13 protein-coding genes are annotated in these 17,156 nt (G+C 71.3%); 5 read left to right on the plus strand and 8 right to left on the minus strand.

Annotation, left to right across the window (positions count from 1 at the left end):
- Nucleotides 1-10 precede the first annotated feature (10 nt).
- The 5 genes from ABCR94_RS22755 to ABCR94_RS22775 form a co-directional block, all read right to left on the minus strand.
- On the minus strand, nt 11-949 hold the full coding sequence (locus tag ABCR94_RS22755) for a tyrosine-protein phosphatase (RefSeq protein WP_347121666.1): 939 nt from the start codon (nt 947-949) through the stop codon (nt 11-13).
- Nucleotides 950-977: 28 nt separating this feature from the next.
- Nucleotides 978-2,045, minus strand: a complete 1,068-nt coding sequence (locus tag ABCR94_RS22760; protein WP_347121668.1) for an NAD(P)H-dependent flavin oxidoreductase — start codon at nt 2,043-2,045, stop codon at nt 978-980.
- Nucleotides 2,045-2,779: a CoA-transferase subunit beta gene (locus ABCR94_RS22765; RefSeq protein WP_347122021.1), complete on the minus strand. Its 735-nt coding sequence runs from the start codon at nt 2,777-2,779 to the stop codon at nt 2,045-2,047. Before ABCR94_RS22765 ends, ABCR94_RS22760 begins: the two co-directional genes overlap by 1 nt.
- A gap of 89 nt (nt 2,780-2,868) precedes the next feature.
- Nucleotides 2,869-3,726 (minus strand): CoA transferase subunit A, encoded by an 858-nt coding sequence (locus ABCR94_RS22770; protein ID WP_347121670.1) that lies wholly within the window; start codon nt 3,724-3,726, stop codon nt 2,869-2,871.
- A complete protein-coding gene (locus ABCR94_RS22775) occupies nt 3,723-4,517 on the minus strand; it encodes an enoyl-CoA hydratase family protein (RefSeq protein WP_347121671.1) in 795 nt (264 codons plus the stop codon). The genes ABCR94_RS22770 and ABCR94_RS22775 overlap by 4 nt, the downstream gene beginning before the upstream one ends.
- A 56-nt stretch (nt 4,518-4,573) precedes the next feature.
- On the opposite strand from ABCR94_RS22775, the gene ABCR94_RS22780 reads away from it, so the two are divergent.
- From ABCR94_RS22780 to ABCR94_RS22790, 3 genes are all read left to right on the plus strand, one after another.
- Nucleotides 4,574-5,338 (plus strand): SDR family oxidoreductase, encoded by a 765-nt coding sequence (locus ABCR94_RS22780; RefSeq protein WP_347121673.1) that lies wholly within the window; start codon nt 4,574-4,576, stop codon nt 5,336-5,338.
- Nucleotide 5,339: 1 nt separating this feature from the next.
- Nucleotides 5,340-6,299 (plus strand): SDR family oxidoreductase, encoded by a 960-nt coding sequence (locus ABCR94_RS22785; protein ID WP_347121674.1) that lies wholly within the window; start codon nt 5,340-5,342, stop codon nt 6,297-6,299.
- 291 nt (nt 6,300-6,590) lie between these two features.
- On the plus strand, nt 6,591-9,731 hold the full coding sequence (locus tag ABCR94_RS22790) for an AAA family ATPase (protein WP_347121676.1): 3,141 nt from the start codon (nt 6,591-6,593) through the stop codon (nt 9,729-9,731).
- A 158-nt stretch (nt 9,732-9,889) separates the two neighbouring features.
- Here ABCR94_RS22790 and ABCR94_RS22795 read toward each other — a convergent pair whose 3' ends face one another.
- From ABCR94_RS22795 to ABCR94_RS22805, 3 genes are read right to left on the minus strand one after another with little or no spacing between them, the layout of a single operon-like run.
- Complete coding sequence (locus ABCR94_RS22795; protein ID WP_521977573.1) at nt 9,890-10,390, minus strand: hypothetical protein; 501 nt, start codon at nt 10,388-10,390, stop codon at nt 9,890-9,892.
- Nucleotides 10,387-11,889 (minus strand): ankyrin repeat domain-containing protein, encoded by a 1,503-nt coding sequence (locus tag ABCR94_RS22800; protein ID WP_347121677.1) that lies wholly within the window; start codon nt 11,887-11,889, stop codon nt 10,387-10,389. The genes ABCR94_RS22795 and ABCR94_RS22800 overlap by 4 nt, the downstream gene beginning before the upstream one ends.
- A 23-nt stretch (nt 11,890-11,912) precedes the next feature.
- The gene (locus ABCR94_RS22805; RefSeq protein ID WP_347121679.1) at nt 11,913-12,809 is read right to left on the minus strand and encodes a hypothetical protein; all 897 of its coding nucleotides are present in this window, start codon (nt 12,807-12,809) and stop codon (nt 11,913-11,915) included.
- A 242-nt stretch (nt 12,810-13,051) separates the two neighbouring features.
- On the opposite strand from ABCR94_RS22805, the gene ABCR94_RS22810 reads away from it, so the two are divergent.
- Nucleotides 13,052-13,825, plus strand: coding sequence for a S1 family peptidase (locus ABCR94_RS22810; protein ID WP_521977576.1), 774 nt, complete (start codon nt 13,052-13,054; stop codon nt 13,823-13,825).
- A 195-nt stretch (nt 13,826-14,020) separates the two neighbouring features.
- A complete protein-coding gene (locus tag ABCR94_RS22815; protein WP_347121682.1) occupies nt 14,021-17,110 on the plus strand; it encodes an endo-alpha-N-acetylgalactosaminidase family protein in 3,090 nt (1,029 codons plus the stop codon).
- Nucleotides 17,111-17,156 lie beyond the last annotated feature (46 nt).

Genomic DNA, 17,156 nt, shown 5'->3' on the forward strand with positions numbered 1-17,156 from the left:
AGCAGCCTTCTCAGCGCAGCAGCCGGGCCTGGAGTTTCGCGATCGTGCGGAGGTCCAGGCCCAGGCCTTTGCCCAGATAGTGGTGCAGGCCGCCGTAGTCGGCGGCCACCCGGTCGAGAGCGCTGCGCAAGTAGTCCGTACGTACCTCCTGGAGCGGAATCAGCAGATCCGGGTTCTGCATCAGCCCGGCCTGCTTGAGGCCGGCGCGGACCTTCGCGTCGTACGCCGCTCGATACGTGTTGGACGCCAGGTAGTCGCGCTCGGCCGTCTGTGACGGGACACCGAGCGCGCGCAGCAGCAGGTAACTCGTCCAGCCCGTACGGTCCTTGCCCGACGTGCAGTGGTACAGCAGCGGGGCGTCGCGGTCGCTGTCGGCGATGTCGCGCAGGGTCGCCCCGAACCTGGCCCGGTTCTCCGGGCTCGTGACGAACGTCCGGTAGACCTCCCGCATGAACGCCGCGGCCCGGCCGCCGCCGAGCATCTCCTCCTGCTTGACCGGGTCCCTGGAGCCGATGACGGTCAGCAACTGCGTGAACAGGCCGTTGTCGGTGACCGGGCGTGAGACCGGGGTGAGGCCGGCGGGGAGCCGGTCCACACCGTCGTACTGCACCTCGACCGGGACCCGGTAGTCGACGACCTTCTTCAGGCCGAGCCGGGAGAGTGTGACGACGTCCGCGTCGGTGAGCTTGCTCAGCGCGTCCGCGCGGTAGACCTGCCCGTGGCGGACCGTGTCGCCGCCGTACGTGCGATAGCCGCCCACGTCACGGACGTTGACCGCGCCCACCAGCGGGACCTGGCGGATCTCCTCGCCGAGGTGACGCTGGGCGGCGGGGGCCGGCCCTGCGGCCGGCGCCACGGCGAGCGCCGGGGCGGGCAGCGTTCCGAGGGCGAGAGCGGCGAGAGCGGCGAGGACCGCTCCGGTCGCCGGGCGGATTCGGGCACGGCTCATGTGGACCACTCCTGTGAGGGAGAAGGAATCACCCTGCTGTCGGCAGGGTGCGGAGCGCCTGGAATCGTTCGAGTGTTTCGTTCGCTTCTGCCATGACACGTGCCACCAGCTGTGCGCAGGACGGCAGATCATCGATCAGCCCCGCCACCTGGCCGGACGCCATCACACCGAGATCGGTGCGGCCGTCGACCATGGAGGCCTTGAGCAGCATCGGGGTGTTGGCGGCCAGCAGGACCTGACTCCAGCTGAGGTCCCTGCCGTGTTTCATGGCCAGGCCGTCACGGACCATCGCGGTCCAGCTCAGGCCGGAGATCTTCTTGAAACCAGCGGCCCGGCGCACGGCCTGTGCCAGTGCTCTCGTACGGCCCGCCCGCTCCAGGGAGTCGACCAGATCGCTGCGGAGCATGCGGTGCGGGAGGCCGTCGACGGCCGTGGTGACCGTGACCTCCTTGACGGTCGCCGCGAGGTACTTGGCCTTCACGGCGTCGGGGACCGTCGAGTCGGAGGTGAGCAGGAAGCGGGTGCCCATGCCGATGCCCGCGGCGCCGTACGCGAGCGCGGCGACCAGGCCGCGGCCGTCGCAGAACCCGCCCGCGGCGATCACTGGGATGTCGACGGCGTCGACAACCTGGGGGAGCAGCACGGTTGTTGCCACCTCGCCGGTGTGTCCGCCGCCCTCCCCGCCCTGGACCATCACGGCGTCCGCGCCCCAGGCCGCGACCTTCTCCGCGTGCCGGCGCGCACCGATGGACGGGATGACGACGACCCCCGCGTCCTTCAGTTCCGCGATCAGGTCCCTGGACGGTGCGAGTGCGAAGGAGGCCACCTTCACCCCCTCGTCGATGACGATCCGTACGCGCTCACGCGCATCGCCCGCGTCGGCGCGCAGATTGACGCCGAAGGGCGCGTCCGTACGGGACTTGACCTCGCGCACCGCGTGCAGGAGCCCGTCGGTGGTCATGGTCGCGGAGGCGAGGATGCCCAGCGCGCCCGCGTTGGCGGCGGCGGAGACCAGGCGCGGGCCCGCGACCCAGCCCATGCCGGTCTGGACGATGGGGTATCTGATGCCGGTGAGCCGGGTGAGTGCGGTCTCCATCAGGCCCTGACCTCCCGGTCGCGCAGGCTCTCGGGGTCGAGGACCTCGCGGATCAGGCGCAGTTCGGCGGGGGTGGGCTCGCGGGTGAAGGGCACGCCGGCGGGGACGGTATCGGTGGGGGTGGTATCGGCGGGGACGGTGAGGTCGAAACCGGTCGCCTCGCGGACCTGCTCCGCCGTGACGCCCGGGTGCAGCGACGCGAGGCGCATCGAGTGGTCGGGGGTGTCGAAGTCGAAGACGCCCAGGTCGCTGACGACGCGCGGGATGCGGTGGTAGCGGGTGGCGCTGGGACCTGCGGCGGCGGCGTTGTCGTAGCCGACGCCGCACACCATGTCGACCTTCTCGACGAACACCCGGGTGGAGTGCTTCGGTACCCAGTAACTCGTCGGGTTGTTCAGGGTGTTGACGGGCGCGCCGCGCACGCCGAGCAGCTGTCGGGTGGGCCGGGCCCAGTCGCCGATGCAGGAGATGTTCTGGTTGCCGAAGCGGTCGACCTGGCTGGCGCCCATCATGACGTGCCGCCTGCCGCCGGTGACCATGGCGAGGTGCTGGCGGTACGGGAGCCAGCCCTCCGGTGCGCCGTCCGGGCCGACGAGCAGCGCTTCGCCGTCGGTGAGCAGGAGGTCGGGGGAGAAGGTGCGCCTGGCGAGCCGGGCGCCGATGCCGGGGATGGTGCCCATGGGGCTCGCCAGCACCTCGCCGTTGTCGCGCCAGGCCTCGGCGCAGGCGATCACGCAGTACTCGGCGCGGGTGACGGCAGCCGTACCGGCAGCTGTACGGGCAGCCGTGCCGTCAGCCGTGCCCGGTGTGCTCGGTGCTGTTCTCACTTCTGCTCCTCGTGCCAGGCCTGCACGGCCGACTGGTAGGCCTGCTCGTCACCGGACAGGAAGCGCTCGGCGAACTCGGGCCAGGGGGTGGTCGCGTACAGCTGCTGGAAGGCCTCGTCACGGCCGTAGTCGGGGGCGCACGAAGTGAAGTGCGCGCCGTTCGGCGTCTCGCTCACCCCGGTGACCACGTGGCGCTTGATCAGGAGGGTCTGCGGGGCCGCGTCCTTGGTGAGTTCGGCGGTGTCGACGAGTTGCTCGCAGGAGACGTACGCCGAGTCGGCCGCCTCGCAGAAGAGGTCGTCGAAGTACGGATCGGGGCCCAGGTACTGGCCGTTGCCGAACCGGTCGGCACGGTTCATGTGGACCAGGGCCGCGTCCATGCGCAGGGCAGGTACGGCGACGAACTCCTCACCGTCCTCATAGGGCGAAGTGACGGTACGGAGCTGGGGGTTGACCCGCATCACGTCCGAGCCGAGTCCGGCGCGGACGGGCAGGAACGGCAGCCGGTTCGCGGCGGCGTGCAGCCCCCACATGAACATCGCCTCGTCGATCTCGGTGAGTTCGAAGGCGCCGTTCTGGCGGGCGGTGCGGTAGTGCGGTTCGAGGGGGATCGAGTCGAGGGTGACGAACGCGGTGACCAGCTTGCGGATCTTTCCGGCGGCGGCCAGGAGGCCGACGTCGGGGCCGCCGTACGTGATCACGGTGAGGTCGGTGATCTCGGACCGCAGCAGCGCCCGGACCAGGGCCATGGGCTTGCGGCGCGAGCCCCAGCCGCCGATGCCGATGGTCATGCCGCTGTGGAGGCGGGAGACGACCTCATCTGCGGGAAGCGTCTTGTCGGTCTGGCCGCTCATGGCGTTGCCTCCTTGAGGTCCTTGGCGAGGTCCTTGGCCCTGTCGTTGGCCTTGTCCTTGCCGAAGGTGTCGCGGACGCGGTCGGCGAGGCCGCTGAGGTTGGCCTCGAAGGTGAAGCCCTGCTCGAAGCGGTAACTGCGGCGTACGTCCACCGGGTCGATGCCGTTGATCGCGGCCTTGGCCAGCCGGATGAGCGAGCCGTCCTTCCGTGCGATCTCGCGCGCCAGGCCCAGGGCCGCCTCGCGCAGTCCGGCGCGCGGCACGACCTGCCAGACCGAGCCGTGCCGGTGCAGCTCCTGCGCGCTCACGGTGCGTGAGGTGTAGTACAGCGTGCGCATCAGATGCTGCGGGACGAGGCGGGCGAGGTGCGTTGCGGCGCCGAGGGCGCCCCGGTCCAGCTCGGGCAGCCCGAAGGTGGCGTCGTCGGACGCGACGATCGCGTCCGCGTTGCCGACCAGACCGATGCCGCCGCCCAGACAGAAGCCGTTGACCGCCGCGACGACGGGCACCTCGCACTCGTAGACGGCGGCGAAGGCCTCGGCGCAGCCGTGATTGGCGCCGATGAGGGCGCTGTGGCCGGGGTCGCGCTGCATCTCCTTGATGTCGACGCCCGCATTGAAGCCCCGGCCCTCGGCGGCGAGGACGACGCAGCGGATGTCCGGATCGCGGCCCGCGCCGCGGACGGCGTCGGCGAGGTCGTACCAGCCTTGTACGGGAAGCGCGTTGACGGGCGGGAAGTCGACCGTGACGACGCGGATGCCGTTGTCCGGGCTTGAGGTGGAGACACCCATGAGCGGATCAGCTACCTTTCCACCAAACATTTGTTAGGTACGGAAGGTAGCAGCGAATGGAACTGGACGGGAGGGTCGCCGTCGTCACCGGCGGCACACGTGGCGTCGGCGCGGGAATCGCGCGGGCGTTCCTGGGAGCGGGCGCGAAGGTGGTGGTGTGCGCCCGCAGACCGCCGGACCGGCCGGTGGAATCGGCGGGCCGCACGGCCGTGTTCAAGCCGGTGGACCTGCGTGACCCGGCCGCAGTCCACGACTTTTTCGCCGATGTCGTGGCGACCTACGGGCAACTCGACGTCCTGGTCAACAACGCGGGCGGCACGCCGTACCGGCTCCTCGGAGAGGGCGAGGCGGAGCGGCACGCGCGCGTGGTCGCGCTGAATCTGACCGCGCCGATGACCGTTTCCCTCGCGGCGTACGAGTATCTGCGCACGTCCCGGGGGTCGGTGGTGATGATCGGCAGCGTCAGCGGCAGCCGGCCTTCGCCCGGAACGGCCGCCTACGGCGCGGCCAAGGCCGGGCTGGCGAACCTGGCGGGGTCGATGGCCGTGGAGTGGGCGCCCGAGGTGCGGGTCAACACACTCGTGCTCGGGATGGTCCGTACGGAACTCTCACATCTGCACTACGGCGACGAGGCGGGCATCGCCGCCGTCGGGCGGACGGTGCCCGCGGGGCGGCTGGCCGAGCCCTCGGAGATCGGCGACGCGGCGGTGTTCCTCGCGTCGGAGCGTGCCGCGTATGTAAGCGGTGCCTCGCTGCTCATCCACGGGGGCGGGGAGCGGCCCGCGTTCCTCAACGCCGCAACAGCCGATAAGGAGAGCTGATATGGCCGGAATTGACAGCGGGATGGGCGAAGGGAGCGCCGACAAAGATGTCGAGAGGCTCTGCGACGGACGCGTGGTGATCGTGACGGGCGCGGGGCGGGGGCTCGGACGTGCGCACGCCCTCGCCTTCGCGGACGAGGGCGCGAAGGTCGTCGTCAACGACCTGGGCGTCGGGCTCGACGGGGCGGGAACCTCGGTGAGCCCCGCGCAGCAGGTCGTCGACGAGATCGTGGCTGCGGGCGGCGAAGCGGTGGCGGACGGAGGGGACATCGCCACGTCCGAGGGCGCGGCGTCACTGGTCGCGGCGGCGGTAGGGACCTTCGGCCGGCTCGACACCCTGGTCAACAACGCGGGCTTCCTGCGTGACCGGATGCTCGTCAACCTGGACGAGGACGACTGGGACGCGGTGGTGCGGGTGCACCTGAAGGGGCACTTCCTGACACTGAAGCACGCGGCGGCGTACTGGCGCGCGGAGGCGAAGGCGCGCCGGGAGGTCGCGGCGCGAGTGGTCAACACCAGTTCGGGAGCGGGCCTGTTGGGCAGCGTGGGGCAGGGCAACTACTCGGCGGCCAAGGCGGGCATCCTCGGCCTGACCCTCGTCGCGGCGGCCGAGCTGGAGCGGTACGGCGTCCAGGTCAACGCGATCGCCCCGGCGGCCCGCACCCGGATGACCGAGCAGACCTTCGCCGGAGCCATGGCCGCGCCGGGCGGCGGCGGGTTCGACGCGATGGCCCCGGACAACGTCTCGCCGCTGGTGGTGTGGCTCGGCTCGGCGGCGAGCGCGGGGGTCACCGGTCGGGTCTTCGAGGCGGAGGCCGGCCGGATCACGGTGATGGAGGGCTGGCGCGCGGGGCCGACGGCGGACAAGGGGGCGCGCTGGGCGCCTGCGGAGGCGGGGGAGGCGGTACGGAAGTTGCTGGGGGAGGCGGAGGCGCCCCGACCGGTTTATGGGGCACGCTGATTCGGATTGTCCCGTACCGGTACGCCTTTCCATGACTGGGCAGTTCCCGGGGTTTCCGGTCGTAGTCATTCCGGTCCTCGCCCGCTCGGTAGCGAGTTCGCCGCGTCCGTGAGCTAGCCGCACGCCCCGTTCCCTGCGACAGTCGTTCACGGAAAAACCCTGCACGAACTTATACGGCCCAGTCCGAACTTGCAGTCTGAATCGGCCTGTTGTGTTCATTGATTGTTTCGCACAGTGCGGAGTTTCTTGATTCGTCAACAACGAAGAGATCCGGTGGCGCGGAGGTGTGGCGTGAAGGTTCCGTTCCTTGGGCGGGAAGGGGAGCTCGCCGAGTTGGCGGAGGTGTTGCGTGCGGCGCGTGCGGGGCGACCGCAGATCGTGCTGCTCGAAGGGCCCGCCGGGGTCGGCAAGACGGCCCTCCTGGGGCACTTCCTCGCCGGGGTCGACGTACCCCGGGTGCTGTACGCCAGCGGTGAGGAGGGCGAGTCGGAGCTGGCCTTCAGTGTGCTGGCGCAGTTGCTGCCGGACCGCGCAGGGGCCTGGGCGGACGCCCTCTCCGCCGGGGCCGAGCTCCTCGAAGTCCTCGACGATGTGGTGCTCGTCGTCGACGACGACCAGTGGGCCGATCCGCCGTCCCTCCAGGCCCTGACCTTCGCCCTGCGCCGGCTGCGCGTGGACCGGGTGGTCGCCGTCGTCGTCGTACGCGACGCGGCGGACCCACGGATCCCGGAGGGGCTGCGGCGGCTGTGCACCGCCGGCGGGTCCGTGCGGCTGCCGCTGGCCGGGCTCCCGGCCGCCGAACTGCGCGCCCTGGGGCGGGAGATAGGGGTGGGCGAGCTGTCCGCCCGCGCCGCGGCCCGGCTGCACGCGCACACCGACGGCAACCCCCTGCACGCCGCGGCGCTCCTTCAACAGGCCGGACCCGCCCTGCTGAAGGGGCTGGAGGAGGAGCCGGACGTCGTACTCCCGGCGCCGCAGTCCTTCACCTCGCTCGTCCTTGGCCGACTGGCCGACTGCGGCGAGGAGGCCGCCGCACTCGTCGCCGCGGCGAGTGTGCTCGGCAGCCACTGCGCCCTCGACCGGGCCGCCGCCCTCGCGCGGCTCACCGATCCGCTGCCCGCCCTGGAGGAGGCCGTCGCCGCCGGGCTGCTGACAGACAGGGCCGGGGACCCCGTCGTACGCTTCCCGCACCCCCTCGTGCACGCCGCCGTCTACCAGCAGCTGGGTCCGGTACGCCGCAACGCCCTGCATTTGCGGGCCGCGCAACTCACCGACGACGAAGCCCTGCGGCTGCGCCACCGGGCGCGCGCAGCGACCGGGCACGACGCGGCGCTCGCCGCGGACCTGGCCCGGCTCGGCCGCCGCCTCGCCGCCGATGGCGCGTGGGCCGGCGCCGCGGGACAGCTCGCCGCCGCCGCCCGGCTGAGCGCGGACCGGGCCGGGTACGAGCAACTCACCCTGGAGGCCGTCGAATGCGGGCTGCTCGCCGGCGAGATACCCGACGCCGCCGGCGCTGCGTTACGCATCGCGGGATTCGCGGAGAGCTGCTGGCGCAGCTACCTCCTGGGCCGGCTCTCGCTCTTCGACCTCGACCGGGCCGAGGCGCTGCTCCGTGACGCCTGGCAGCGCTGCGACCCCGAGGCCGACCCGGTGCTCGGAGCCAGGATCGCCGGGCAGTTCGCCGCCTTCTACGGCAGCATGGCACGCGGCACCGACATGGCGGAGTGGGCGGGCCTGGCGCTGCGCCTCGCCCCGGACGACACCGCGACCGACATGATCCGCTACCTGGAGCTGAGCGGCCGGGCGATGAGCGGCCACGCCGCCGAGACACTCGCCGCCCTGGGCCCGCTGCCCGACCCGGCCGTCGCCCCGCCCGCACAGCTGGAGCAACTGATGGGCCGCGGCACGCTCCGCGAGTTCACCGGCGATCTGACCGGCGCCGTACGGGACCTGACCGGTGTACTCGCGGCCTGCCACTCCCGCGCCGCCTCCTTCAGGGTGGTGGCGGCGACCGCGCTCGCCTCGGCCGAGTACCGGGCGGGCCACTGGGACGACGCGATCGTCCACAGCGAGCTGGCGCTGTCCCTCGCCGCCGACAGCGACCAGCCGCACATCGCCCTGTACTGCCGGATGCTGGCCGCGCTGACCTACTCCGCGCGCGGCGCGTTCGCCAAGGCGCAGGCCCATGCGCGGGTGGTACGCGAGTACGCGGCCTGGGGCCATGTGAACCCGGTGGTGTGGGCCGCCCTGTCCGAGGCGTACCTGGCCAGGGCCCGCGGCCGTCCCGAGGAGGTCGCCCTCGCGCTGGACCCCCTGCTCGCGCTGGGCCGGCGGGGCATGTGGGAGGAGCCCGGCGCGATGCCCTGGCCGGACCTCCTCGCCGACGCGTGGACGGCGTGCGGGGAGCTGGAACGGGCCGAGGACGCCCTGGTCGCGTACGAGCAACTCGCGGCCGAGCGCCACCATCACGGCGCACTCGCGCTCGCCGCCCGCAGCCGCGGCACGCTGGAAGCCGCGCGGGGTGACGCGGCCGCCGCGGAGCGGGCCTTCAAGAAGGCCCTGCACCACGCCGACCGCGGCCAGGCGCTCTTCGAACGGGCCCTGCTGCACCTCGCGTACGGGCAGTTCCTGCGCAGGGCCGGCAAGCGCGCCAGGGCCGGCGAGCAGCTGCGGGCCGCGCGCGCGATCCTCCTACGACTCGACGCGCAGCCCGATCTGGTGCGCTGCGCAAGGGAGTTGGCGGCCTGCGGTCTCGAAGTCGGCGAGCACCGTCCGCGCAAGCTGCCGCCGGGCACCGCCCTGGCCGAGGAGACGGAGGCGGCGGTGAGCGCACTTCCCGAACTGGGAAAGCTCGAATTCCGCATCCACCGGGTCAAGTGCCTCGACTCGACAAGTGAGATCGGGAAGGACGAGATCTATCTCGGCGGCACCTGCGTGGACGAAAGCGGAGACACCAAGAAGATCTCCCAGTTCAAGGTCCGCAGTTTCGACACGGGAAACGAGCAGGTGTACTCGCCGCCGCGGCAGTTCACCTTCTTCAATCTCCGGGAGGGCACCAACTACCCGAAGTCGTACTTCGTGACACTCGTCCTCGCGGAGGTCGACTGGGGCGGCTTCGCGAATTTCCTGAACGACCTGCTCGACAAGGTGAAGGCAAAGGTGATCGCCGCACTCACGGCGGCGATCGGCATCAGCGGGGGAGCGATCGGCATCATCATCGGCACAGCCGTCGGGTATGTGGTCGGCCAGGTCTTCGAATACCTCAAGAAGCTGTGGGGCGACGAGATCTTCAAGCCGGTGACGCTGAGCACGATCGTCCCGTCCCTGACCAGTCGTTGGGCGGGCAAGCAGGACAGCCCCGAGCGGACCGTGACCTACTCCGGATATGGAGGCAAGTACCAGGTGGTCTACGACTGGCGGATGTTCGCCTGAACGGACCGGGTCCTCACCCGGCCTGGTGAGCGGAACGAACCGAGCGAGTACCGGTGGTGCGAATCTGCCGCCGTCCGTCCACGGGGGTGACGGGCGGCGGCTCTCCCGCGTCCACCCATGGCCATGATCTGGACAGGGAGGATCTCCACCGGGCCGGGTCAGGAGGGTGGAGGGCCTTGCAGCACGAGGGTGAGGCTGTGTTCGGCGTCGTCGTTCAGCGCGTCGTGGAAGGCCTTGTTGTAGGCGTCGTCCCCGGCCACCTCGCGGGCTCGCAGCTCCCATTGGTCACGGACCTCGGCGAGCTCGGGTATGCCGCGATTCGGGTGGTCGAGCATGCGCCAGAAGGTGTTCCCGGTGCCAGATGTGCGGGCGGCCCCGATGCCGTTGCCCTGAACCGCGTTCGCTCCGGTGAGGAGGTCGAGAGCGAGGGCGATTCCGAGGCTGTCGTTGAGGTTGTGCTTGCTGGTGAGCATGGCTCGGGCGTGGCGTTCGGCGTCGTGCGCGCGGCCCTGGAGCAGGTCGATGAAGGCGAGTTGGTGGAACGCGTACGACCGCGCCCAGTGCTCGCCGTACTGGATGCTGAGACGGCGCAGGCCAATGGCCGCTTCAAAGGCCTCGGCGAGTTGGCCCCGCAGCCCGCACGCACCCACCCCGGTCACCGGTTGCGCGGCGGCGTCCGTTCCAGGCGGCGGCGCACCGTCTCGTCCTCGACGTACTCCAGCGTCTCCAGCGCGGCGGCGTACGCGTACCCCTGCGGATCCGCGCTGCCGAGTATCCGCGCCAACGCCTCCACTGCCCGCGGATCCTGCCGCACCGCCAGCCCCCGCGCCGCCTCCGCCGCCGTGTCCGGGTCCCGGTCGTCGAGGCGGGCCGCGAGAGCCTCCCGGATGTCCGGGGTGTCGGCCTCGATACCGGCGAGCGCCAGCGTCGCCCAGTCCCGCACATCGTCGTCAGGGTCCCCGCTGAGCGCGATCAGCGCCGCGGCGCCCGCCGCGTCGTCACCGGGGACCAGCCCGACCAGGGACAGCGCCACCCGGTGGCGCACCTCCGCGTCGGGATGCGACGCATGGCGCAGGATCTCCGGCAGGGCCGCCGGGTCGCCCTGCTGCCCGAGCCCCAGCACGGCCGCCCTGACCAGCTCCGCGTCCTCGGCCTCCCGCGCCAGCTCCCGCAGCAGCGGCAGCGCGCGCGACGCGAACGGCCTGCTGGCGTCGTCAAGGCCGAGCTGCGCCAGCACATCAGCGGCGAACGCCCGCCGCAGCGGGTCACCGCTCGCGCACCACGCCGTCGCCGCCTGGAAGGTCTCCTCGTCGCCCCGCCGCCACAGCGCGGCCACGGCCTCCATCCACTCGTCCCGGTCGGGATCGGCGCCGCGCAACGCCCGCTCGGCCAGCTCCGCGAAGGGCGTCCGTACGCCCAGCTTCTCCTCAAGCACCGTGGCTATCGCCGCGTGCCCGGTCTGCTGCTCCCTGCCCGCCACGAGATCGCCGTCCCGCACCAGCTCGACCACGACGGTCACCGCGCCGTCCTCGTCGATCCGGCGTATCACCGTCTCGGCCTGCGTCGCCCCATAGGTGTCGCGCAGCCACTCGCGCAGCTCGTGTTCCACATCGATTTCCAGCCAGCGCCGCGCCTCCGCCAGCGCCTCCCGCTGCGCGGACGCACCGTGCCGCAGGAGGGTCCGTACCGTCTCGGCGGAACCGCGCCGCGCCGCCAGCACCAGCGGCGGCTCACCGCCCGGACCCGGCAGGTCAGGGTCGGCGCCGTGCTCCAGGAGCGCCTCCACGGTGCCCGCGTGCCCCTGTCCGACCGCCCAGGCCATCGCCGTGAACCCGAACTGCTCCCGCAGGTCGGGCCGCGCGCCCGCCGCCAGCAGCGCCTCCACGACCTCGGTGTGACCGCCGACCGCGGCCCCGCACAGCGGCAGGTCGCCTGCCTCTGGGCCGCTCGCGCGGTCGGGGTCGGCGCCCGCGGCGAGCAGCAGCCGCACCATGCCGGGCCGGTCGTTGACGGCCGACAGGTACAGCGCGGTCTCGCCGTCGTCGTTGGCGACCTCCGCGGGGATCCCCGCGCGCAGCAGGCGCACCAGGGCGTCGTCCTCGCCGCCGTACACCTCGTCGAACAGGTCCTGCGGCGTCGCCTTCGCCTTGGCTGTCATGTTTCGACCCTACGTGCGCGGGTTCAGGTGTCGCATTCGAGAATCGTGCGGCACAGTGCGCAGCGGGCCCGCACCCGGCCGCGCACCGGGACGCGAATGCGCTGGTGACAGGTGGGACAGTCGAAGGACACCCGCAGTTGCCCGGCGCCGCCGCTCCCCTCGAAGGCGTACGCCGATGCGCTCTCGCGGCGGCCGCCGTGCTCCTGCGCGTACCGCCGCTCCTTGGCGTACCGGCGGCGGCCCGCCCAGCCCGCGGCCACCAGCGGCGGCTGCTGCTCGTCGCGGCGGGCCAGCGCGAGGCCCTTGGTGTACGCCGTGTAGGCCTGCGCGCTGGTGAACCAGGGGGCAGGGTCCTCGCCGAACGCGATCGCCCGCTTCGCCAGGACGTAACCGAACTCCTCCGGCGTGAGATAGCCGAGCTTCTGGCTGGACGCCCCGTCCTCGCGGAACGCGTCGAGCAGCAGCCAGCCGGCGCCGAGATACGTCGTCACGGTGTCGGTGAGGATCTCGTTGTCCCGGGTGCCCGCGAAGGCCAGGCCCAGGCGGTGCAGCAGGACATGGGTGACCTCGTGGGCGAGCGCGGCCCCGATGTCGTTGCGGTGGGTCCGGAAGCGGGCGTTGAGCTCGATGAAGTACTCCGGCCCGGCGGCGAGCTCGACACTCGCCGCGTGCTCCATCTCCCGGAAGCTCACGATCATGCGGGCGTCCGGCAGCCGCAGATGCTGGACGAGGACGCGGGCCACCCGCTGGGTGCCCAGGTGCAGATCGTCCTGGTCGCCGAAGGCGACATCGACGGGAAAGACGCTCGGGGCGTACGAGCGCACACCGTCATGACCGATCCGCTTGTGGAGCGCGGTGAGGGCCGACCGCACGGTGGTGAGATGCGGATACCCGTGTACGACCGCACTGTCGCTCGCCACGACCGCACCCCCACATACCCCCACAGGACGGTGAACAGGTCTCCACTGTAAGCCGATTTCGACGCTCTTGGGGCTCGTTGGCGGTGGCCGGAAACCATCCCTTGTCGGGTAGGCGATCAACTCCACATAATCCAGCAACGCCTTGACGGGCCCATGCCAGCTTCGGGTTGGTGCGGTGTCCGTCGTGCGAAGAGTGACCCCCCACGATCACCCCCACGAAAGGCACTCCGTTGAAGAACGTCATGCGTGCTTTCAAGAGATGCGCCGCAGTCGGCGCCGTGGTTCTCGCCGCCGCCACCATCCAGCCCGCCGGTGCCGTCGCGGCCCCGCCGCCCGCCCCGCCCGTCGTCGGCGGAACCCTCGCCGCACAGGGAGAATTCCCCTTCATGGTCCGGCTCTCCATGGGCTGTGGCGGCTCGCTCTACGCAAAGGACATCGTGCTGACCGCGGCGCACTGCGTGAGCGGCTCGGGCAACAACACCAGCATCACGGCCACCGCCGGTGTCGTCGACCTGCAGTCCTCCAGCGCCGTCAAGGTCAAGTCCACCAAGGTCCTGCAGGCCCCCGGCTACAACGGCAAGGGCAAGGACTGGGCGCTGATCAAGCTCGCCAAGCCCATCGAACTGCCCACCCTGAAGATCGCCACGACCACGGCGTTCAACCAGGGCGACTTCACCATCGCGGGCTGGGGCGCGGCCACCGAGGGCGGCGGCCAGCAGCGCTACCTCCTCAAGGCGAAGGTCCCCTTCGTCAGCGACGCCGACTGCGCCAAGGCGTACGGCAACCAACTCACGCCGGGCGAGGAGCTGTGCGCCGGCTTCGTCGGCCAGGGCGGCACCGACACCTGCCAGGGCGACTCGGGCGGCCCCATGTTCCGCAAGGACGAAGCCAACGCCTGGATACAGGTCGGCATAGTCAGCTGGGGCGAGGGCTGCGCACGACCGGACTACCCGGGCGTGTACAGCGAGGTCTCGACCTTCGCCGCGGCGATCAAGAGCGCCGCGGCCGGTCTCTGAACGTAAAGCGCACAAGCCAACAGCCGCAGCGGCCGTGAGGCTGTAAGGCTCTGAGGCCCTGAGGCTCTCAGACGGAGGAGGGACAGGCCGCGGACGCATTAAGTCCAACACCTGTCCCTCCTTTGTCCATAGGCCCTCTCCTCCCATGCGGCGCATCGTGACGGGCACGGTCAACCGTCACGAGGAGGAGCCAGCGTGGATTCGTACATACAGGGCCGGGGACCGAGTCGCAGAACCGTGGCGGGCGCGGCCGCACTCGCCGGCATCGGCGCGGCCGTCGGAGCCCCGGGCCTCGCCACCGCCGCCCCCGCCCCCGCCACCGGCAACGAGACCCGACTGCGCTCCCGCGAGCTCGATGTGCGCGTCGACTCCGGCTTCCCGCGCATCGTGTCCTACACCGACCGCGGCACCGGCGCGACCCTGCACGCCCAGGAGGACCCGGTCACCTCGGTCCTCATCGACGGAACGGCCCATACCCCCCGGGTCACCACCAGAGCCCTCCACGACCGGGCCGCGTACACCCTGGCCTTCGACGGCGGCACCGAGATCGGCGTCGAGATCCGCGTCGACGGCATGCGGGTCCACTGGCGGGTCACCCGCATCGCCGACACCCCCGCACTGCGCGTCGGCACCCTCCGGATCCCCGCCCTGGCCTTCCTGTCCGTACGCAGCGACCAGCCGGGCGCGACCCTGCTCGCCGCCCGCGTCGAGATCGACAAGGCCAAGAGCGGTGACACCCTGGTCGAGGTCGCCCCGGACACCACACCCGACACCGCGCCCAAGGGCTGCGCATACGCCGTCGTCGCCCACGACCGGCTCGGCGGCGCCGTCGAGACCAACACGACGTACGACAAGCCGACCAGTGCCGACGGCACCACCTGGGAGAACGGCCGGCTGTGGCGGCAGACCGTGCAGCGGGACGGTTACGTCAAGGCGCAGGTGACGTGCGGACAGTGGACCCACCGGGCCGCGACCGCGCCCACCGGCGCCACCGAGCCCCTCCCGTACGCCACCATCGTCGTCACCGGCGACCGCAATGACGACTCCATCGTCACCTGGCAGGACGCGGCCATCGCCTTCCGCGACATCATGGTCGACCCGCTCGGCGCCGACGAACAGCATCTGCGGGTCGTCCCGCATATCCCCTTCAACTTCGCCAGCCAGGCCACCAATCCGTTCCTCCAGACCCTCGACAACGTCAAGCGGATCTCCCTCGCGACGGACGGGCTGCGCCAGTACACCCTGCTCAAGGGCTACCAGTCGGAGGGCCACGACTCGGCGCACCCCGACTACGCGGGCAACCCCAACAAGCGCGCCGGCGGCCTCGACGACCTCAACACCCTCGTCAAGGAGGGCCGTAAGTGGGGCAGCGACTTCGGTGTCCATGTGAACGCCACCGAGTCCTACCCCGTCGCGAACGCCTTCTCCGAGACCCTCGTCGACAAGGCGAACGAGCAGTGGGACTGGCTCGACCAGAGCTACCGCATCGACCAGCGGCGCGACCTCGTCTCCGGCGACATCATCAAGCGCTTCAAGGACCTGCGCGAGGAGACCGACCCCGCGCTCAACATGCTCTACATCGACGTCTTCCGGGAATCGGGCTGGACCTCGGACCGGCTCCAGCGGGCGCTGCGCGAACAGGGCTGGCAGGTCACCACCGAATGGGGACACGGCCTTGAGCGCTCGTCCCTGTGGTCGCACTGGGCCACCGAGGTCGACTACGGCGGCGACACCTCACGCGGCATCAACTCCCAGCTGATCCGCTTCATCCGCAACCACCAGAAGGACGTCTTCGCCGACAAGTGGCCCACGCTGCTCGGCATCCCGCGCACCGGCAACTTCGAGGGCTGGGTCAACAAGACCGACTGGAACGTCTTCTACCGGCTCATCTGGACCGACAGCCTGCCCGCCAAGTATCTCCAGGCGTACCCGGTCAAGACCTGGACCGAGCACGAGATCACCTTCTTCGGCCCGACCGGGACCACTGTCGACGACAAGGAAGGCACCCGCCGCATCACCACCGACGGGCGCCTGGTGTACGACGACGGGAGCTATCTGCTGCCGTGGGAGCCGCGCAGGGCAACGGACCCGGCCAAGCTCTACCACTACAACCCGGCGGGCGGCAGCACCAGTTGGCAGCTGCCGCGCGGCTGGGCCGACAAGTCGAAGGTGTCGCTACACCGGCTCACCGACCAGGGCCGGGTGCACGTCCGCGACCTTCCGGTCCGCTCCGGCAAGGTCACCATCGACGCCGATGCGCACCAGCCGTACGTCCTGCACCGCGACCGGGTAGGACAGGCGGGTGACCCGCACTGGGGACAGGCCACCCCCGTGCACGACCCGGGCTTCCACTCGGGAACCCTGGACGGCTGGACGGCCAGTGGGCCCGCCTCGGTGGAGCTCAGCGCGCTGGGGGACTACGAGCTGGTGATCGGCGCGGGCGGCGCCGCAGCCGTCGGGCAGCGCCTCGCACGCCTGGCGCCCGGCACGTACGCCGCGTCCGTGCAGGTCGAGGTGGGGGAGAAGGCGGGGGAGCGACGCCGGGCCGCACTCACCATACGGACCGCGGACGGCACCCTCGCCGAGAACTGGACCGACTCGTCCACGGCCGTCAACCTCGTCGCGGCCGACCGCAAGCACGACACCCGCTTCCAGCGGATGTTCACGTACTTCACCGTCCCCGAGGGCGGCGGCGGAGTCGACCTCACCCTGCGGGCCGCGGCGGGCCACGCGCGCGTGCGCTTCGACAACGTACGGATCGTCCCCGCCACCCGCCCCGCGAAGGAAGGGACAGTGGCCTTCGAGGACTTCCAGCAGGTGCCGCAGGGCTGGGGCCCGTTCGTGAAGGGCGACGCGGGAGGCTCCACCGACCCGCGCACCCACATCGCGCAACGGCACGCCCCGTTCACACAGCGCGCCTGGCACGGCAAGGCGATCGACGACGTCATCGACGGCTCCCAATCCCTCAAGTCGCGCGGCGAGAACGACGGCTTGGTCTACCGGACGGTGCAGCACACCGTCCGCTTCGAGGCAGGCAGGCGCTACCGGGTGTCCTTCCGCTACGAGAACGAGAAGGCAGGCCAGTACGCATGGATCACCGGCGTGGACGAGCCGGCGGCCTGGGAACTGACCCGCGTGCCCCTGCCGGTGGCGACCGTCCCCACGGTCCTCACCCACGAGTTCACGGCGCCGGCCGATGGTGAGACCTGGGTGGGCCTGCGCAAGGTCGGGGAGGACGGTAAGGCGGAGTTCGTCCTCGACACCTTCGAGGTGAGCGAGGTGTAGGGGGTGTCGTTCGGATCAGGCCGGGCTTCCGCAAGCCGGGAGCCCG

It is taken from the genome of Streptomyces changchenzhani, from assembly GCF_039766235.1.
Taxonomy (GTDB): Bacteria; Actinomycetota; Actinomycetes; order Streptomycetales; family Streptomycetaceae; genus Streptomyces.